The 21,146-nt window shown below is 69.8% G+C and carries 5 protein-coding genes; 4 read left to right on the forward strand and 1 reads right to left on the reverse strand.

Features of this window, described 5'->3' with window-relative positions; genetic code table 11:
• Nucleotides 1–2: 2 nt before the first annotated feature.
• The 4 genes from AC1HFW_RS08830 (at nt 3) to AC1HFW_RS08845 (ending at nt 6,004) form a co-directional block, all read left to right on the forward strand.
• Nucleotides 3–1,298, forward strand: coding sequence for a lysine N(6)-hydroxylase/L-ornithine N(5)-oxygenase family protein (locus AC1HFW_RS08830; protein ID WP_479282790.1), 1,296 nt, complete (start codon nt 3–5; stop codon nt 1,296–1,298).
• A 65-nt stretch (nt 1,299–1,363) separates the two neighbouring features.
• On the forward strand, nt 1,364–2,830 hold the full coding sequence (locus tag AC1HFW_RS08835; protein ID WP_479282792.1) for a diaminobutyrate--2-oxoglutarate transaminase: 1,467 nt from the start codon (nt 1,364–1,366) through the stop codon (nt 2,828–2,830).
• A 112-nt stretch (nt 2,831–2,942) separates the two neighbouring features.
• Nucleotides 2,943–5,036: a TonB-dependent siderophore receptor gene (locus tag AC1HFW_RS08840; protein WP_479282794.1), complete on the forward strand. Its 2,094-nt coding sequence runs from the start codon at nt 2,943–2,945 to the stop codon at nt 5,034–5,036.
• 8 nt (nt 5,037–5,044) lie between these two features.
• Nucleotides 5,045–6,004 carry an alpha/beta hydrolase gene (locus AC1HFW_RS08845; RefSeq protein WP_061071165.1) on the forward strand — a complete coding sequence of 320 codons (960 nt, stop codon included), beginning with the start codon at nt 5,045–5,047 and terminating at the stop codon, nt 6,002–6,004.
• 49 nt (nt 6,005–6,053) lie between these two features.
• Here the strand turns inward: AC1HFW_RS08845 and AC1HFW_RS08850 are convergent, their stop codons facing one another.
• Nucleotides 6,054–21,143 carry a non-ribosomal peptide synthase/polyketide synthase gene (locus tag AC1HFW_RS08850; RefSeq protein WP_479282796.1) on the reverse strand — a complete coding sequence of 5,030 codons (15,090 nt, stop codon included), beginning with the start codon at nt 21,141–21,143 and terminating at the stop codon, nt 6,054–6,056.
• Nucleotides 21,144–21,146 lie beyond the last annotated feature (3 nt).

Consider the following 21,146-nt stretch of genomic DNA (forward strand, 5'->3'; position numbering starts at 1 on the left):
CCATGCTTGTACACGATCTCATCGGTATCGGCTTCGGGCCGTCCAACATCGCCCTGGCCATCGCCCTGCGCGAGCGCGCCGGTCCGCCGCTGCGCGCCCTGTTCCTGGAACGGCAAGCGGAATTCGCCTGGCATCCGCACATGATGCTCGACGGCACGCACATGCAGATCTCCTTCCTGAAGGACCTGGTCACGCTGCGCAATCCCGCCAGCCCCTTCTCATTCCTGAGCTATCTGCACGCCGAGGGCCGCTTGCAGCAGTTCATCAACCTGCAAACCTTCTTTCCGAGCCGCCACGACTTCAATGGCTACCTGAAGTGGGCGGCGGACCATTTCGACGAACAGGTGCGCTACGGGGAAGACGTGATCGAGGTCCGCCCCGAATTCGACGGCGACACCGTGACGCTGCTGCGCGTGGTGTCGCGCGACGCCCAGGGAAAAATCACCGAGCGCCTGGCGCGCAACCTGATCGTCAGTGTCGGCGGGCGCCCCAATGTGCCGGACATCTTCGCCCAGGCACGGGACGATGCGCGCGTCATCCATTCCAGCAAATACCTGAGCGCCATCAGCCAGACCGGCGAGCTGGGCCGCGTCGCCGTGGTGGGCGCCGGGCAGAGCGCCGCCGAAATCTTCATGGACCTGCATGGCCATCCCCGCCAGCCGGCCGTCGACCTGCTGATCCGCGGCCGCGCGCTGCGTCCTTCGGACGACAGCCCCTTCATGAACGAGATTTTCAACGCCGAACACACCGATTACATCTACGACCGCCCGCCGCACGAGCGCGATGCCCTGCTGGCCGACGTCTGGCACACCAACTATGCCGCGCCGGACCTGGCACTGATCGAACGCATCTATGACGTGCTGTATCAACAGCGGGTCCGGCGCGAGACGCGCCATCGCCTGCAACGCCATTGCCGGATCACGGCCGTGCAGCCTGGCGACGACGGGATCACCCTGCAGTTGCAGGACAGCGAGAGCGGCGACCGGACGCAATGCCGCTACGACGCGGTGGTGCTGGCCACCGGCTACGTGCGCGACCAGCACCGGGCGCTGCTCAATCCCCTGGCGTCCTTCCTGCCTGATTTCCAGATCGATCGCAATTACCGCGTGCGGGCCACCGACCGCCTGCTGCCCGCCATCTATGTGCAGGGCGGCAGCGAAAGCACCCATGGCATCAGCGACAGCCTGTTGTCGATCCTGGCGATCCGCTCACAGGAAATCGGTAGCGCCCTGCTGGACATGCCCGCCGACGCGCGCGTCGCCGCGCCTGTGCGGCCGGCGGCCGCGTTGATCTCATGACCGGGGCGGCTGCCGCCGCCCCGCCCCGCCGCCCGCGCCGGGCGGCTCACTGAAGGCGAATTCTCATGGCAACCCATCTCGCACCCTCGACGACCGAGCAGGACCTGGAACGCAGGCACGATGCATTGCGCCATCCTTACGTGATCAAGCACCATCCGCTGCTGCAATTCCAATCCGAGCGCGAGTCGAACGCGCGCAGCTATCCCCGGCGCATTCCGCTGGCGCTGCGGCGGGCCAAAGGCATCTATGTCGAGGACGTCGAGGGCCGCGTCTTCATCGACTGCCTGGCCGGCGCCGGCTCGCTCGCGCTGGGCCACAACCATGCCGCCGTCGCCGAGGCCATGCAGAACACGCTGCGCGACGAGCTGCCCTTGCTGACGCTGGACCTGACCACCCCGGTCAAGGATCGATTCATGCGTGATCTGCTCGATTTCCTGCCTGCGCGGCTGGCGGCGCGCGCACGGGTGCAGTTCTGCGGTCCGGCCGGCACCGATGCCATCGAGGCGGCATTGAAACTGGTCAAGACGGCCACCGGCCGCGCCGACGTGCTGGCTTTCCAGGGCGCGTACCACGGCATGACCCAGGGCGCGCTGCAACTGATGGGCAACACCCGACCCAAGCAGTCGCTGCGCTCGCCACTGGCCGGCGTGCAATTCCTGCCGTATCCCTATGACTACCGCTGCCCCTTCGGCCTGCATGGCGACGCCGGCGTGAAAGCGGGCCTGCGCTACATCGAATCGGTCCTGACGGATCCCGAGGGCGGCGTGGCCACCCCGGCGGCGATGATCCTGGAACCCGTGCAAGGCGAAGGCGGAGTGATTCCGGCCCCGGCCAATTGGCTGGCGGGCGTGCGCGACCTGACCCGGCGTGCCGGCGTGCCCCTCATCGCCGACGAAATCCAATCCGGGTTCTGCCGCACGGGCAAGCGGTTCGCGTTCGAGCACGCAGGCATCGAACCGGACGTGGTGGTGCTGTCCAAGGCCATCGGCGGCGGCTTGCCGCTGTCGCTGGTGGTGTACGACCAGGACCTGGATCAATGGACCAGCGGCACCCATGCCGGCACTTTCCGCGGCAACCAGCTCGCGATGGCCGCCGGCAGCGTCACCCTGAAGGTCCTGCGCGAAGAAGCGCTGGCCGATCACGCCGCCGAAATGGGCGCACGCCTGGCCGGGCATCTGCGCGCCCTGCAGCGCGACCTGCCGCAGATCGGCGACGTACGCGGCCGCGGCCTGATGCAGGGCGTGGAGTTGATCGACCCCGCCCAGGACGACGGCCGCGCGCCGGCCACGGCCCTGGCGGGCCAGGTGCAGGCCGAATGCCTGCGGCGCGGCCTGATCGTCGAACTGGGCGGACGCCACGGTTGCGTGGTGCGCTTCCTGCCGCCCCTGATCATCACCGCCGCGCAGATCGACCACGTCTGCGAGATTTTCGCCGCGGCGCTCCGACATGCCGTGAACACGGCTTCCCTTGCCCGGAGCACGCCAGACGCGCGTGCGCCGTTACAGCCGACGGCGGCCGCCCAGGCAGCTTGACGCTCTCAAAAAGGGCGAGCCTGGAAGCAGGCGCGCCCGACTACCTGAAGACATCATGAAAGACCATAAAAACACATCACGCACAGCCTTTACGCTTCGCCCGCATCGCACGTTGACGCTATTGGGTCTGGTCGTCGCCGCGCCGGTGCTTGCGCAACAGGCCACAGGGGAAAACGTCAGCACGCTGCCCAGCGTCACCGTCAGCGGCACCGCCGATACCGGCACGGGCCCGGTGCAGGGCTACGTGGCGGAAGACACCACCTCGGGCAGCAAGACCAATACGCCGTTGCGCGAGATTCCCCAATCCATCTCGGTGGTGGGCGCGCAGGAAATGCGCGATCGGGGCGTGCAAAGCGTGTCGCAGGCGATCCAGTATGTTCCGGGTGTGCAGATCACCAACTTCGGCGGCGCCGAGGTGCGCAACGACTGGATCGTGCTGCGCGGCTTCGACGCCAAGATAACCGGCGACTACCGCGACGGCCTGAACCAGCTGCCCTATGACCAGATCCGGGCACGCACCGACCCCTACGCGCTCGAACGCGTCGAAGTGATCCGCGGCCCCTCGTCGGTACTGTACGGACAGGTGGCGCCCGGTGGCCTGGTCAATCGCATCACCAAGCGCCCGACGCTGGATCCGTTCGGCGAGGTCGTGCTGCAGGCCGGCAACTTCGACCGGCGCCAGGCCGCCTTCGACATCGGCGGCCCGATCGACGAGGACCGCAAGTACCTGTACCGGCTGACCGGCATTCTGCGCGATAGCGGCACCCAGGTGAAGTATGACGGCGACCACCGCTACCCGGACGACCTCGGCTACATCGCGCCGGCCTTCACCTGGCGTCCGAACTCGGATACTTCGTTCACGCTGCTGACCCACTATCAGCACGACGAGACCGACGGCGAGTCGCGCCCGGTGTACCCGACCCACGTGCCGGTGGGCGATTACGGCTTCAACCGATACGACCGCAAACAGTACGCCATCGGCTACCTGTTCGAGCACCGGTTCAATGACAGCGTCACGGTGCGCCAGAATGCGCGCTACCAGCATGGCAAGCTCGACCAGCGTGACCTCTACGCCCAGGGGCTGAGGCCCGATGGCCACACCTTGCGCCGCTATGCCATGGTCTCGAAGGAAAGCGCCGATGGCGTGGTCGTGGACACGCAGGGAGAATTCCGCTTCAATGCCGGCCGCGCCGTCCATACCTTGCTGGCGGGCTTCGACTACCGCTTCCAGGACGGCCAGCAATGGTATCGCCAGGGCTTCGCGCCCGACCTGGACCTGAACAATCCGGTATACGACCAGAATATTCCGTATCCGGGCGCCGCCAACGCCTTCATCGACCAGAAGGACGTCAACCGGCAGTACGGTCTGTACCTGCAGGACCAGATCAAGGTCGATCGCGTGGTGGTGACGGCCGGCCTGCGGCACGATTGGGCCAGGTCCGAAAGCCGCAACAACCTGACCAGCAGCACCACCCGCCAGAACGATACCGCGCTGACCGGCCGCCTGGGGCTGGCCTACCTGTTCGATTCCGGCGTCACGCCCTACGTGAGCTACTCGACCTCGTTCAACCCGCAAGCGGGCGTGTCGATGGACGCCACCCCCTTCAAGCCGACCAAGGGCGAGCAATACGAGTTCGGCATCAAGTACCAGCCGCCGGGCTCCAAGAGCATGGTGGCCGCGTCGTTCTTCGACCTGACGCAGCGCAATGCGCTGACCCCCGACCCGCGCAACATCAACTTCAGCGTCCAGACCGGCGCGATCCGTTCGCGCGGGATCGAACTCGAAGGCAAGGCCGAACTGATCCGCAACCTGGACGTGGTGGCCTCGTATACGCTGAACGATGTCACCGTGACCCAGAGCAACAATCCGCTCGAGAAGAACAACACGCCCATCGTGACGCCGCGCCACATGGCCTCGGCATGGGTCAACTACACCCTGTCCGACAGCGCGCTGCGCGGACTGGGCATGGGCGTCGGCGTGCGCTACGTCGGCAAGACCTATGTGGATGTCGCCAACACCATGGAAAACGGCTCGTCGTTCATGGTCGACGCCGGCCTGAGCTACCAGCTCGACAAGTGGCGTTTCGCGCTCGATGCCACCAACCTCTTCAACCGCGAGACCATCGTGTGCCGCAACAACACCCAGTCCAACTGCCGATACGGCCTGGAGCGCACGTTCATCGCCAGCGTGGCCTATCGATGGTAAGCGGCGCGATGCTCGACGGCGAGGTGGATCCCGATCTGGCCGCCTTCCTGGAGCTGGCCGCCGCCAGCGAGGGCCGGCCCATGCACGAGGCCGGGCCGGCCCTCGCCCGGCTCGGCTACGATGCGGCCACCGCGGTCATCGACGCTCCGGGAGCACCGCTGGCGCAGGTGCGCGACCTGGACGTGCCGTGCCGCGACGGCGCGCGTATCGGCGCGCGCCTTTATCAAAGCCGCGCCGATACCGCCTTGCCGGTCCTGTTGTTCTTCCATGGCGGCGGCTACGTCGTGGGCGGACTGGATTCGCACGATTCCCTGTGCCGGGACCTGGCCGCGCTGGCCGATTGCGCCGTGCTGGCAATCGACTACCGGTTGGCGCCGGAGCATCGCTTTCCCACGGCGTTCAACGACGCCGTGGATGCCTGGCGCTGGTTGCATGACCAGGGCGCGGCGCTTGGCCTGGATACCCGACGCGTGGCCGTCGGTGGCGACAGCGTCGGCGGCACGCTGGCCACCACCGTCTGCATCCAGGCCCGCGACGACGGCGGCCCGGCCGCGCTGACGCAGCTGCTGCTCTATCCCTGCACCAGCCCGGGCGACGACAGCCCGTCGCGCCGTCGCTACGCGCGCGGCTATCTGCTCGAGGCCGACACCCTCGCCTGGATGTACGCGAACTACCTGGGCCCGGACGGCGACGCGCGGGATTGGCGCTTCGCGCCGCTGACGCACCCCGATCTGCGCAACCTGCCTCCCGCCCATGTGGCGCTGGCCGAACACGATCTGCTGATCGACGAAGGTCGGGCCTATGCCGATCGTCTGCGGGCGGCGGGCGTGCGCACCGAACTGCGCGTGCATGCCGGAATGACCCACGATTTTGCCCGTTTCGGCAACATCGTCGCCCAGACGGCCGGGTTGCGCCGCGATCTCGCGGATCATCTGCGCCGCAGCTTCGACAGCGCCACGTCCGCCTGACCCGCCTGATGCAATGAAGGGGCCGGCGCCCGAGAGCGCCGGCCCATTTTCATTTCTCCACCATGCACGCCTGCCCTTGCGCCAGCGGCAGCGCCGCCAGTGCCTGCACCACTTCGCGCAGCAGGTTCGGGTCGCGCATGATCGCGTAGTGGTCCACGTCGATCTCGCGCTCGGCCGTCACGGGCTGCCCCAGCTGTTCGGCCCATGCGTCACGCACCGCCCGGGCGCGCGGCGGCGTCCACCAGCAGTCGAGCGGCGCGCGAACTTCGCCGACCGGCCCCGCCTGCAACGAGAGGGCCTGCAAGGCACGCGCCGCCAGGAAGATACGCGCCAATTCATCCGCGCCGAGCGCACCATAGCCTTCGGCGCCCTCCGCCGCCGCCACCCATGGCGCCAGGCGCGCCTGCACGGCGTCAAGTGAAATGGGCACCGCGGCCGCGCCGGCACTCCCTGTGACTGGCGCGGGCCTGGGCAACCCCAACGCCGCGGCGAAGTGGCCAAGGTCTTCCTGCCACTCACGCAGCGCACCGTCCTCCCGGCCCGGCACATAGGGGTCGATGAGCCCCAGGTAGGCCACGGATTCCCCCTGCCCCTCCAGCTCGGCGGCCATCAAGGCCGCCAGCGTCCCTCCCAGCGACCAGCCCAGCAGGTGATACGGCCCCTGGGGCTGGCGCGCGCGGATCATCGCGCAGTAGTCCCGGGCCATCTGCGCGAGCGACACGTCACGATGCGCCGGATCATCCAGCATGCGGAACGGCAGGCCATGGACCGCGCGCCCGCCATCCAGCGCACGCGCCAGCGGCTGGTAATCAAACAGCGTCCCCATGCCGGCGTGCACGCAGAACAAGGGCGCCGCGTCGCCCTGGCCGCCATTGAGCGGCAGGCTGGCGCGCGCGGTGGGCGACGGCGCTTCCTCGATCCGCAGCAGTTGGCCGATGGTCGGCCGCTGCATCAGGTCCCGCAGGGTGAAGGTCAGCGCGGGATCACGCAAGGCCCGCACCCGCGTCAGCACCTTCAGGCTGAGCAGGGAATCGCCGCCCAGTTCGAAGAAATTGTTGCGCTGCCCCACGCTGGGCACCCCCAGCACGTCCTGCCAGATTTCGGCCAGGCGGCGGGCGGCGTCGGTGCTGGGCGCATGGAACTCGCGCGCTTCGACCTGCCTTGGCTCGGGCAGCGCGGCGCGATCGAGCTTGCCACTGACCAGGCGCGGCAGCCGCGCCAGGCGGACGAAGGCCGCCGGCACCATGTAGTCGGGCAATTGCGCCGCCAACAGCGCGCGCAACCCGGCGGTGAAGTCGGCGCCGACCTCGGCCGCCGGCGCCACATAGGCCACCAGTTTCTTGCCCGCGGGTCCCTCGTGCACCATCACCGCGGCCTCGGCGACCCCGTGCAGCGCCATCAGGCGCGCCTCGATCTCGCCCAGTTCGATGCGGAACCCGCGGATCTTGACCTGGTGGTCTCCCCGGCCCGCATATTCGATATTGCCGTCGGCCAGCCAGCGCACCATGTCGCCGCTGCGATACATGCGGGCGCCGGGCGCGCCAAAGGGATCGGGGACGAAACGATCCGCCGACAGGCCGGGCCGGCCCAGATACCCGCGCGCCACGCCGTAGCCGCCGACGTAAAGCTCGCCCAGGTGCCCGGGCGGGACGGGATTCAGGTCGGCGTCGAGTACGTAGACCGTGCGCTCGCCCACCGGCTTGCCGATCGGCGCGTAAGCGGTATCGAAGCTGGCGCTGGCGGGGGTCTTCCAGATCAGCGGCGTGACCACGGTTTCGGTCGGCCCGTAGCCGTTGATGAACCAATCCGGCCGCAGATGGGCCCGCGCCCGTTCGTAGGCGGCGCGCGGCATGGCTTCGCCGCCGAAGACATAGAGCGACACCGGCGGCGCCTCGCCTTGTTGCGCGGCGCAATCGGCCAGTTGCGTCAGGTAGGCCGGCGGGAATGCCACGTGGCTGGTGCCGTGCTGGCGCAGCGCGTCCAGGGCCTGTTCCGGCGTCCACAGGTCCGGGCCGCGCACGGCCAGTTGCGCGCCGGTGGTGAGCGCGGTCAGCCAGCGCTCGTGCGCGCCGTCGAACGAGAACGACATGAACAACAGCTCGCGCGAGTCCGGCGTCAGGCCATAGATGCGGGCCGTGGCACGGCAGTGCATGGCCAGGGGGCCATGCGTCACCGCCACGCCCTTGGGCTTGCCCGTGGACCCGGAGGTGTAGATCACGTAAGCCATGTTGTCGGGCGACAGCCGTACCCGCGGCGGCGTCACCGGCCGCGTCGCAAACGCGTCCGCGACGTAGCCCAGGCGAACGACGCCCTGGACGGCGGGCAGATGCGCTGGCGACTCGGCGGCCGTCACGACCAGGCGCATGCCGCTGTCCTGCATGACATAGGCCAGCCGCTCGGCCGGGTGTTCGAGATCCATCGGCACGTAGGCGCCGCCGGCCTTGAGCACCGCGAGGAAAACGACCAGCGTATCCAGCGAGCGCGGCATGGCCACGCCGACCCGCTGCTCCGGCCCCACGCCAGCCTGCACCAGGTGATGCGCGAGCTGGTTGGCCCGCTGCTCGAGTTCGCCATGGGTCAGGCCCGCCAGCCCCATCACGACGGCCAGGGCTTGCGGACGCTCGAGGGCATGGCGCGCGATCAGGGTGTGAACGTAGCCATGGCCGTCGGCCGGCGCCGGCGCCTGGTCGGCGTCGACGGTCCACCGCCCCAGATCATGCCATTCGGCCTCATCCAGCCAGGGCAGCTCGCCCAGGGTGCGCCCGGGATGCGCCGCCATGGCGGCAAGCAGGCATTCCATCTGGCGCCGCATGCGGGCGGCCAGCCACGGCGCGATGTCGGCGCGCGCGTAGCAGTACTCGATCTCGAGATCGTCGCGGGCCACTACCTGCAGGTCCATCGCGTAGCCGGTCAGGCCCATGCCTTCGATGGCGCCAAAATGCAGGCCGTGGCGATCGCCACGGCGCAGGGTCTCGTCGATCGGGTAGTTCTCGAACACCACGATGCTGTCGAACAGCGGCCGTCCGGAAGAACCTGCCCAACGCTGCACGTCGGCCAGCGCGCTGTGCTCCTGCTCGCGCAGGCGCAGGTTGCCCTGCTGCAAGGCTTGCAGATAGGCCGAGAGCGACAGGGACGGATCCGGGCGAACCGGCACCGGCAACGTGTTGATGAAGAGGCCGACGATCTCCTCGACGCCCGCGAGCGTCGCGGGGCGGCCCGCCACGGTGGCGCCGAACACCACGGTGTCCTGCTGGGTGTAGCGCTTGAGCACCAATGCCCATGCCGCCTGCACCACGGTGTTGAGCGTGACCCGCTGTTCCCGGGCCAGCCGGCGCAGCGCTTCGGTCGCCGCGCCGTCGAGCCGGGTATACAGCTTGCCGTAGTCGGCCTGCGCCGGCATGGCGTCGTCCGTGGGCGCGGCGGCGCCGGCCTGCGTGACCTGCCGCGCCGCCTGCGCCAGCAAGGTCGGCCCGTCGAAATCGCGCAGCTCATGCTTCCAGACCCGTTCGCTCTCGGCGCGATCCTGGCCTTCGAGCCAACGGGCGTAGTCGCCATACCCTGGCCCCGCCTGGCCCAGGGACTGCCCGCCGTAGGCGCTCAGCCATTCCCCGATCAGCCGCGAGGCGCTCCAGCCATCCAACAGCAGATGATGGTATGTCCAGATCAACTGATACGCCTTTTCGTCTGTCCGTGCCAAAGTCAGGCGGACGACGGGCGGACGCAGGAAATCGAACGGCAGCAACAGGTCCCGCCCGGCCAGGCGCCGCACCCGTTCCTGCTGCTCGTGCGGCTCGTGGCCACGCAGATCGACCTCTTCGACCGGCGACGGCGCCTGGCGCAGCACGAGCTGCAGCGGCCGCGTCATTCCCTCCTGCCACAGGAACGCCGTGCGCAGGACGGGGTGACGCGCCACCATGGCATGCCAGGCCGCGACCAGGCGCGGCGCGTCCAATCCCTGGACCGGCACGCTGAGCTGGTTCACATAGAGGCCCGAACCCGGCGCCTCGAGGGTATGGAACAGCATGCCGGATTGCGTCGGGGATAACGGATAGACGTCCTCGACCTGTTCGGGCCGCAGCCCCAGGCTGGCCAGCGAAGGCGCGCCGGCGTGGTCTTGCAGGCCCTGGGACCCGGCCGCCTGGCGCTCGGCAGCGGTATCGCCCGCGTCACCCAGCGCCTCGGCGGCCGTGGCCAGTTGCGCCACCGTCTGGCGCTCGAACACCTGGCGCGGCGTGATGCGCCAGCCCGCCTGGCGCAACCGCGCCACGATCTGCAGGCTCAGGATCGAGTCGCCGCCCAGCTCGAAGAAATTGTCGTGGCGGCCCACGGTCTCGGCGCCCAGCACCTGCGACCAGATCGCCGCCAGCGCGATCTCGACCTCGCCTTGCGGCGCCTCGTAGGCTTGCTGCGCGGTGAAGCTGGCCTGCGGCAGCGCGCGGCGGTCCAGCTTGCCGTTGGCGTTGACCGGCAACGCGTCCAGCGTCACGAAGGCCGCTGGCACCATGTAGTCCGGCAAGAGTGCCGCCAGCGCTTCGCGTAGCGTGGCGATGGCCAGATTCGTCGGGACCACGTAGGCCACCAGCCGCGCACCCGCGGGGCCATCCTGCGCCAGCACTGCCGCCTGCTCCACGCCGTCCTGCGCCAGTAGCGCCGACTCGATCTCGCCCAGCTCGATGCGCAGGCCGCGGATCTTGACCTGGTGGTCCAATCGGCCCAGGTATTCCAGTTCGCCATCCTCGCGCCAGCGCGCCAGATCGCCCGTGCGGTACAAACGTGCGCCGCCGCCGTCCGGATCGGCCACGAAGCGGTCCGCCGTCAGCCCGGGCCGGCCCAGGTAACCTCGACCCAGCCCGGCGCCGCCCAGGTACAGCTCGCCGGCCACGCCGACCGGTACCGGGTTCAGGTTTCCATCCAGCACCCGCGTCTGCACGCCGGCGATAGGACGACCGATCGGAACAATGGCCGGTGCCAGGCCATCTTCATCCAGTACGCCATGCCAAGCCGTCACATCGATAGCCGCCTCGGTCGGCCCGTACAGGTTCTCTACTTCAGCCTGCGGCAGGCACCGCAAGGCCCGCTGCAACAGTTCCGGGCTCAACGCCTCGCCGCTGCAGACGATGCGCTTCAGGCTGGCGCAGCGCCGATCCGGCGATCCTTCCAGATGGCTCAGGAACGCATGCAGCATCGACGGCACGAAGTGCAGCGTGCTCACTTCGTGGGCCTCGATCAGTTGCACCAGCCGTTCCGGCTCCCGATGTTCGCCCGGTCCCGCCAGCACCAGCTGCGCGCCCTGCGCCAGCGGCCAGAAGAACTCCCACACCGATACATCGAAGCTGAACGGGGTCTTCTGCAACACCGTGTCACTGGCCTGCAGGCCGTAGGCCTGCTGCATCCACGCCAGCCGATTGCCCAGCGCCGAATGCCGGTTGGCCGCGCCCTTGGGCCGGCCGGTCGAACCCGACGTGTAGATCACGTAGGCCAGTTGCTCCGGGTGCCACGCCACCTCCGGCGGCGCCTCGGCCGAGCCGGCGACCAGGGCCTCGTCCAGCGCCAGCACCCGCGCCGTCGGCGCCAGCGTGGCGGCGCGGGCGGCCAGCGCCGGCTGCGCCAACAGCAGCCCCAGGCCGCTATCGGCCATCATGTACCCCAACCGCTCATCCGGGTAGTCCGGGTCCAGCGGCACGTAGGCCGCGCCCGCCTTGAGCACCGCCAGCAGCGCCAGCACCATCTCCACCGAGCGCTCGGCCAGGATACCCACCACCTGCTCCGGCCCCGCCCCGGCCTGCCGCAGCCGCCACGCCAGCGCGTTGGCACGGCTGTCCAGCTCGGCATAGGTCAAGGCCGCCTCGCCCACCCGCAGCGCCACCCGGCCCGGCGTGCGCCGCGCCTGCGCCGCGATGCGCACCAGCATCGGGTCGTCCGAACCGTCCGCCGCCGGCAAGGCCTCGGCCCGCTCCCAGCCACGCAGGCGTGCGCTGTCTTCGTGAGTAAGCGTGCACAGATCGGCAACCGGTGCGGCGCCGTCCCGCATGAGGCCGCGCAACGCCAGATCGACGCGCGCCACCAAGGCCGCGGCGGCCGCGTCGTCGACCTGCGACCGCGCGTAACTCAACCGCAGGCTCAAACTCTCCCGCTGCGCCACCACCAGGCTCAACGCATAGCTGGCGTGGTCGCGGCTGGCCAGCCCTTCGAAGGCCAGTCCGGCGGGCCGTGACTGGCGCAGGGCCTCGTCCACCGGGAAATTCTCGAATACCAACAACGTATCGAACAGCGCCTGGCCATTGTGGCCGGCCCAACGCTGGACGTCCGCCAAGGCGGCGTGCTCCCATTCCCGGGACGCCACGCTGTCGGCCTGGATCCGGCGCAGCCAGTCACCCGTGGGCGAGGCCGTCGGCACATGCACCACCATGGTGAGCGTATTGATGAACAGCCCGAGCATGGCCTGCGCACCGGGCAAGGCTTCCGGCCTGCCCGACGTGGTGGCGCCGAAGGCCACGGTGTCGTGGCCGGTGGCCTGCGCCAGCACATGCGCCCAGGCCGCCTGCACCAGGGTGTTGACGGTCACGCGCTCGGCCCGGGCAAATGCGACCAGCGCCTGGGTCGCGGCTTCGTCCCAATCGAGCAGCAGGTCGGCATGGCCCGCGGCCGTGTCTCCCTGCTGTCGGATCTGGCCGGACGGCAGAACCGGTGCGAGCAGCGTGGGTTCGTCCAGCGTCCGGGTCACGCCTTGCCAGTACGCCCGCATCGCGGCGCCATCGCGCTGGCCCAGCCAGGCCAGGTAATCCCGGTAGCGGCCGGTGCCGCGCGTCACTTCCTGCCCTTCGTAGGCCCGCAGCACCTCTCCCAGCAACTGCGACACGCTCCAGCCGTCGAGCAGCAGGTGGTGATGCGTCCAGATGAAGTGGTGCCGGTCCGCGCCCGTGCGCACCAGCAGCAGCCGCATCAGCGGCGGCCGCGACAGGTCGAAGCCACCGCGCCGCGCCTGGCGCGCCAGCGCCTGCAATTGCGCCGCGTCCGCGCCCAGCCGTTCGCACCGTTCGAACGGCACGGCCACCTCGCGCGCCACCCATTGCAGCGGCGCGCCGGCGCCCTGCACGAAGCCCGTGCGCAATACCTCGTGGCGCGCCAGCGCCGCCGCCCAGGCCGCCTCGAAGCGCGCCTCGTCTAGCCCCTGCACGTCCACGCACAGCTGGTTCACGTAGGCCGGCTCGCCCTCTTCCTCGCTCTGCGCCCAGGCGCTGTGGAACAGCATGCCTGCCTGCATCGGCGTGACCGGATAAAGGTCCTCCCATTGCGACACCGGCGCGTCGATCGGCAGCGCCACCAGCGCGGCCTGGTCCAGCCCGGCCAACGGGAAGTCCGACGGCGTCACGCCCTGCGCGCCGCTGGCGCAGTGCGCCACCAGCTCGCGCAGCGCCTGCGCATAGGCGTCGGCCAGCGCCTGCATGCGCGCCGCGTCGTGGCGCTCGCCGCTGTAGCCCAGCGTCAGGCGCAGCGTGCCTGCGTACACCTGGCCGTTGATCGTCAATGCATGCGAGGCCGGCGCCGTCTCCAGCTGGCCCGCGCCCACGCCTTCGGCCGCGATGCGCCAGCCTTGCCCGGCCCCCGTCTCCTCGAACTGGCCCAGATAGTTGAACAGGATCGAAGATCGCGCCACCCCCTGGGCATCGAGCAGGCCGTGGCCCAGCCCCCGTCCCGGCACGGCGCGCAGATATTCCTTGACCGCCGTGATCAGTGCCGCGTCATCGTCCTCGGCGGTCAGCACCACCGGGTATACGCTGGTGAACCAGCCCACCGTGCGCGACAGGTCCAGTGGCGAGTCACCGGTCTCGCGGCCGTGGCCTTCCAGGTCGATCCGCACCTGCGTCATGCCGCCCCAGCGCCGTAGCGCCCGCACCAGGCCCGCCAGCAGCAGGTCGTTGACCTGCGTGCGATACGCCGCGGGCGCCTGGCGCAGCAGCGCCTGGGTCGTGGCTTCGTCCAGCGCCAATACGGCCTGGCGCTGGTCGCCCACCTGGTTGGCGCCTTGTGGGTGGTCCACCGGCAGCGCATCGCCGGCCGGCAACGCACGCCAATAGGCGGCCTGCGCCGCGTCCGGACGATGCGCCTGCCACAGATGCCCCGACCAGTCGCCGTAGCTGCTGGTGCGCGCCGGCAGGCGGACCAGCTCACCGGCCAGCAGCTGGCCGTAGGCCGTGCGCAGGTCATCCAGCAGGATGCGCCACGACACCCCGTCCACCGCCAAATGGTGGATCGCCAGCAGCACGCGCCAGGAGCCATCGGCCACCTCGATCAGGACGCCACGCAGCAGCGGGCCCTGGCCGATGGACAGGCTGCGTTGCGCGCCGTCGCAGATCGATTCGATCTGCGCGCGGTCGGCGGCCGACCGCCGCCACAGCAGCCCCTCGCCATCGCCTTGATCCACATCTGTGTAGCGCTGGCGCCAGCCATCGCCCTCGCGGCTGAACCGCAGGCGCAGCGCGTCGTGGTGCGCCACCAGCGCGGCCAGTGCCCGGGCCAGCGCGTCGCCATCGACCGGCGCGTCGCTGTGCAGCAGCACCGCCTGGTTCCAGTGATCGTGCGTGGCCAGCGGTTGCGCCAGGAACTGCGCCTGGATCGGCAGCAGCGCCACCTCGCCACGGGCCGGTCCTTGCTCCACCGCCTCGCCCCGCGCCGCCTCGGCCACCGCCGCCAGTTGCGCCACCGTCTGGCGCTCGAACACCTGGCGCGGCGTGATGCGCCAGCCCGCCTGGCGCAACCGCGCCACGATCTGCAGGCTCAGGATCGAGTCGCCGCCCAGCTCGAAGAAGTTGTCGTGGCGGCCCACGGTCTCGGCGCCCAGCACCTGCGACCAGATCGCCGCCAGCGCGGTTTCTACCTCGCCTTGCGGCGCCTCGTAGGCTTGCTGTGCGGTGAAGCTGGCCTGCGGTAGCGCGCGGCGGTCCAGCTTGCCGTTGGCGTTGACCGGCAGCGCGTCCAGCGTCATGAAGGCCGCCGGCACCATGTAGTCCGGCAAGCGCGACGCCAGCGCTTCGCGCAGCGTGGCGACGGCCAGATTCGCAGGCACCACGTAGGCCACCAGCCGCGCGCCCGCGGGACCGTCTTGCGCCAGCACCGCCGCCTGCTCCACGCCCGGTTGCGCCAGCAGCGCCGACTCGATCTCGCCCAGCTCGATGCGGAAGCCGCGGATCTTGACCTGCTGGTCCGCGCGTCCCAGGTACTCCAGTTCGCCATCCTCGCGCCAGCGCGCCAGGTCGCCCGTGCGGTACAAGCGGCCGCCGCTGCCCGCCGGATCGGCGATGAAACGTTCGGCGCTCAGCCCGCCGCGGCCCAGATAGCCGCGCGCCAGGCCCGGCCCGCTGACATACAGCTCGCCGCTGACACCGGGCGGCACGGGGTTGAGCTCGTTGTCGTAGACGTGCAGGCCGAGGTCGGGAATGCCCACCCCGATGGGGCTGCCGCCCGCCGCCAGATCGTCGTGCCGCAGCAGGCGGTGCGTGACATGCACCGTGGTCTCGGTGATGCCATACATATTGACCAAGGCCGGCATCGCGTCGCCGACATGGTCGAACCAGGGTTTCAATTTGCGCGGATCCAGGGCTTCGCCGCCAAAGATCACGGTACGCAACGCCAGGCCGGTGGACGTCGTTGCGCCCAGCAGCCCGGGCACCTGCATCAGTTGCAGGAACGCCGACGGCGTCTGGTTCAACACAGTGACCTGCTCGCGTCGCAGCAACGCCAGCATCGCCTCCGGCTCGCGGCTCTGCTCGTACGGCACCACAACCAGCTTCCCGCCGGTGCAGAGCGCGCCGAACAGCTCCCACACCGAGAAGTCGAAAGCGTAGGAATGGAACAGCGTCCAGGTATCCTGGGGGCCAAAGCCGAACCAATGCGCGGTGCGCGACAACAGCCGGCACACCTGGCGATGCGCCAACAGCGCACCCTTGGGCCGGCCGGTCGAGCCCGATGTGTAGATGACGTACGCAAGGTTGTCGGTATGCACGGGCAGCGCGGGATTGTGCGCCGGCGCTTGCGACACCTCGTCCCCGTCGATGCACGCCAGCGTGACGCCGGGCAGGTCTTCACGCAGCCAAGCCAGGCCATCGGCCTGGGCCTGCCCCGTCAGCACCACCCGCAAACCGCTGTCCGCGGCCATATAGCGCAGGCGATCCTCCGGATAGGCCGGATCCAGCGGCACATAGGCCGCGCCCGCCTTCAACACGCCCAGCAGGGCCTGGACCAGCGCCATGGAGCGCGGCAAGGCCACGCCCACTTTGGTTTCCGGCCCCACACCCAGCGCAATCAACCGATGCGCGATACGGTTTGCCGCCGCGTTGAGCGCGGCATAGTCCATCTGCGCGCCGTCGCAGCTCAAGGCGATGGCGCCGGGCTGGCGCAGCGCCTGCGCTTCGATCAGGCCGTGCAGCGTGTCATGCGCGGCGGTCGGGTCTGCCTCGGTGGCGCGGCCCCATGCCATCACCTGGGCCGCTTCGGCGTCGGAAAGCAACGCCACGCGGTCCAGGCGCTGCTGCGGCATGTCGATCAACGCTTCCAGCATCCGTTCGAGATGGCTTCCCAAACGGACGATCAAGCGCGGGTCGAACAGCTCGCGCGCATACAACAACGCCACCTGGACCCGGCCATCCGGCAGTTCCGCCGTATTGCAACTGAGCTCGAACTGCGCCTGCTGTTCGGGCATGCCGTAGTCACTGGTGCGCAAGCCGCCCAGGTCGCGCAAGGCGCGGTAGTCGGGACGCTGGTGATTGAAGAGCACCTGGAACAAGGGCGTATGGCCATCGCGTCCGGGCTGCAGCGCATCGACCAGTTGCTCGAAGGGCAGATCCTGGTGCTCCTGGGCCTCGCGCGCGCGGTCGCGCAACTGGGCCAGCAGCCCGTCCAGTGTCTCGCCCGGATCGCAGCGCCCGCGCAGGACCTGCGTATTGACGAAGAAGCCCACCACGCGTTCGGTGTCGCCGCGATGGCGGTTGGCGATCGGAACGCCGACGCGCACGTCCGCCTGGCCACTATAGCGGTACAGCACGGCCTGGAAACCCGCGAGCAGCGCGCTGAAGAGCGTGGCGCTTCGTGCCTGCGCCGCGGCGCGCAGCCGGGTGACTAGGTCGGCGGGCAAATACAAGGTGTGGCGCGCCGCCTGATACGAAGCGTTGGGCTGGCGCGGCGCCGCCGTCGGCAATTGCAGTACCGGCTGTTCGCCGCCCAGGGTGCGGAGCCAGTACTCGCGCTGGCGTTCGCCCTCGCCCCGCGCCAGCCAGCCGCGCTGCCAGGCCGCGTAGTCTTCATAGGCCAGGCCCACGGGCGCGAGCGCGGCGGCCCGACCCTCGACACGGGCGCGGTACAGTTCCGCGAACTCCTCCACGATCACCTGCATGGACCAGCCGTCGGAGATGATGTGGTGCATGACCACGACCAGCACATGGTCGTCTTGCGCCTGGCGCAGCAACCCCACGCGCAGCAGCGGCCCCACCTCCAGGTCGAAGGGTTCCTGCGTCCAGGCCTGCACCGCCCGTTGCGCCCGCAGGGGATCGCTGGCGGCCTGGCGCAGCAAGGTGAACGGCCCCGGTGGCTGCACCACCGGCTCGGCCTGGCCATCGTCGGTCGCGACAAATCGCGTACGCAGGCTGGCATGGCGCGCCACCAGCGCCTCGAACGCGGCGGCCAGCGCGGCCTCGTCCAGCGCACCCGACAAGCGCAGCGCGCCGCTGATGTGATACGCCGAACTCTGGGGATCCATGCGCCACAGGAACCATTGCCGCTGCTGCGCATGCGAGAGCACCGCCATGCGATGCCCGGGGTGCTGCGGCGCCGGTTCGTCCTGTTGGGCAGGGGCCGCGACCGTTGCGGCGGGTTCCTGCGCCGGGGTCGCCAGGCCGCCGGCGGCCGCGGCTGGCGGCTCGGCCTGCGGCTGGGGACTGATCGCCCGGGCCAGCGCCTGCAGGGTCTGGCATTCGAAGATCTGGCGGGGCTTGATCGGCAGCTTGAGGCGACGCGCGCGCGCCATGACCTTCAGGCTCAGGATGGAGTCGCCACCCAGTTGGAAGAAATTGTCCTGCCGCTTGACCGCCGGCACGCCCAGTACTTCCTGCCAGATGCCCGCCAACGCGAGCTCGACCTCGCCTTGCGGCGTCTCGCCATCGGCCTGCGCCTGAACGGCGGGCGTCGGCAAGGCACGGGTGTCGAGCTTGCCGTTGGCCGTCAGTGGCAGGCTGTCCAGCCAGGTCAGCGTGGCCGGCACCATGTAATCCGGCAGTTTTTCGGCGAGCACCGCCAATGCATCCGCCACCGCCTCGCCCGCCGCCACCGCGTAGGCGTGCAGCGCTGTCCGCCCGTCGTCGTGCCGCGCGACCACCGCCGCGGCCGCTACGCCGGACTGCGCGCGCAACAGGACGGCGATCTCGCCCGGTTCGACCCGGTAGCCGCGCACCTTGACCTGGTCGTCGCCGCGCCCCAGGTAGACCAGGGCGCCCTGCGCATTCATGCGGACGCGATCGCCGGTGCGATACAGCCGCTCACCCGTCCCGAAGGGGCTGGCCACGAAACGTTCCGCCGTCTGGCCCGGCCGTCCCTGGTAGCCGCGCGCCAGGCCGGCGCCGGCAAGGTACAGTTCGCCCTCGGCGCCGGCCGGCACCGGGTCGAGATAGGCGTCCAGGACATAGGCGCGCAGATTGGGCAACGGCCGCCCGATGGGCAGGTTCCTGCCCTCTTCCCGGCCGGTGTCCGCCGCGGCTTGCACCAGCGCGCCGACCGTCGTTTCGGTGGGGCCATAGTGGTTGTAGATCCGGCACGCCGGCGCCAGTTCGCGGACGGTGTCCAGCAGCGCGCCCGGCGTGCGTTCGCCGCCCAACACCAGCGTATGGCGCGGCAATGCGTCCGCGGCCCGCGCGGCCTGCAGCAACGCCTGCAGATGGCTGGGCACGATCTTCAACACGTCGACCTCATGCTGGCGCATGTATTCGGCGAACCGGTCCGGATCGAAGACCCGCTCCGGCGCGATCAGATGCAAGGCGCAGCCGCCGCACAGGGCGCCATACAGGGTGGTGTGCCCCAGGTCGGCCGACACCGTCGAAACCATGGCCATGCTGCGCGCCGTCCCCGGCAATTCCAGGCGCGCCAGCACGCCCTGCACATAGTTGGCCAACGCGCCCCGGCTGACCGCCACGCCCTTGGGCTGGCCGGTCGAGCCCGACGTGTAGATCAGATAGGCCGTCTGAGCGGGATGGACAGCCACCGCCACCGGCTTCTCGACCGCCGCGCACGCGCTCAGGTCGATATCCAGGCAAGGCACGCCCGCCGGCTCCCATTCCGTTTCGCAGAGCACGCAAATCGCGCCGCTGTCATCGATCAACTGGCGGCGGCGCGCCTCGGGCAACGCGGGATCCAGCGGCACATAGGCGCCGCCCGCGCGCAACACGGCAAGCATGCCGGCGACGAAGGCCAGGCCGCGTCCAGCGTGCACGGCGACGCGCGTCTCCGAAGACACGCCCAATCCGCGCAATCTGCCGGCCAGCGTGGTGGCGATGCCGTCCAGCGCCTCGCGGGACAGGCTGCGGTCTTCCTGCACCGCGGCGGTCGCCGTCGGCGCATGCGCGACCCAGGCGTCCCACAGCGTCAGCACATCCGTCGCCGCCCACGCCACCGTCTCGCCGCCGGCTTCGCCCGAGGCATGCGCCAACGGCAGCTCGACCAGGGGGATATCCGCGTCGGCCACGCCTTGGCGCAGCCATTGGCCGAACGCCTCGGCCAACGCCGTGATCGTCGCGGCGTCGAACACATCGGCGGCGTAGTCGAACTGGCACTGGATGGCATCGCGGCCATTGGTCACGTCCAGGCTCAGGTCGAAGTGCGCCTGTTGCGCGTGCAGCGACATGGGCCGCATCCCCAGGGAACCGAAACCGGCGCCAATGGCATCGCCCTGCGCCTGCTCCGTGCACTTGACCTGGAACAACGGGTTCAAGCCGGGCACCCGCTCGCCGGCGAGTTCGGACACCAGCACATCGAAGGGGCAATCGGCATGGGACTGCGCCTGCAGCACCGTATCGCGCACGTCGGCCACCAGTTCCCGCAGGCTCGCGTCGCGGTTCACACGGGTGCGCAGCACCGCGGTGTTGGTGAAATAGCCGATCAGGCCATGCGTTTCCGCCTGGTCGCGATTGGCCAGCGGCGTGCCCACCAGGACGTCGTCCGCGCCGCAATAGCGCGACAGCGTGTACTTGAATGCCGCCAGCATCACCATGAACACCGAGGCGCCGCTGGCGCGCGCCAATTGGCGCACGGCGTCACTGGTGACGGCGTCCAGCCGCAACGTGTGCGAGCCGGCGACCGCGTCGCGGTGCGCCGGACGCGGCCGGTCCAGCGGCAGCCGCAGGTTCTCGGGCAAGCCGGCCAGGCGGGCCTTCCAGTATTCCATCTGCGCCGGCAGGCGCCGCAGCGCATGCCACTCACGCAACCACGACGCATAGTCGCCAAACTGTACCGGCAGCGGCGCCAACGCCGCGGCGGCGCCGGTCGCCTCCTCGTCGTAGAGGGCCGCCAGCTCGCGCACCAGGATCGCCTGCGACCAGCCATCGGCCACGATGTGATGCACGCACAGCGTCAGCCAGTGTTGCTCCGCATCCAGGCTGACCACGCCCAGCCGCCAGGCCGGCGCATGCGCCAGGTCGAATGCGGCCTCCACCATCGCCACGCTGGCCCGTCGGGCGGCTTCCATGCGCTGGTCCGCATCGACTTCCCGCACCGATACCTGGCGCCATTCGACTGCCGGATCGGCCAGCACCCGCTGCACCGGCGCCGCGTCATCGCTCGCCTCGAAGACGGTCCGCAGCACGGCATGGCGCGCGGCCAGCCGCCGCGCCGCGCGGCGCAGCGCGTCCACATCCAGGGGGCCGGACAACGCCAGCGTGCCGGACAGGTTGTAGGCCGCGGAGTCCGGCGCCATGCGCCAGGTCAGCCAAAGCGCGTTCTGGGCGTGGGAAAGGGGGTAGGTTTCCCTGCCGGGGAACGGCACGACCGGCAGCGATGCGGGGTCGATACCCTGCTCCAGCAACCTGTCCAACAGCGCCTGGCGCTGCACGGAATCCAGTTTTGCGATGCGTTCGGCCAGCGTGCGAGGATCCAGTCCCATGTG

The organism is Achromobacter sp. ISS7 (assembly GCF_056523125.1).

Coding starts and splice junctions, on each gene's coding strand:
- AC1HFW_RS08850 (WP_479282796.1), bottom strand. CDS start 21,143: ATGGGACTGGATCCTCGCACGCTGGCCGAACGCATCGCAAAACTGGAT.
- AC1HFW_RS08830 (WP_479282790.1), top strand. CDS start 3: ATGCTTGTACACGATCTCATCGGTATCGGCTTCGGGCCGTCCAACATC.
- AC1HFW_RS08845 (WP_061071165.1), top strand. CDS start 5,045: ATGCTCGACGGCGAGGTGGATCCCGATCTGGCCGCCTTCCTGGAGCTG.
- AC1HFW_RS08835 (WP_479282792.1), top strand. CDS start 1,364: ATGGCAACCCATCTCGCACCCTCGACGACCGAGCAGGACCTGGAACGC.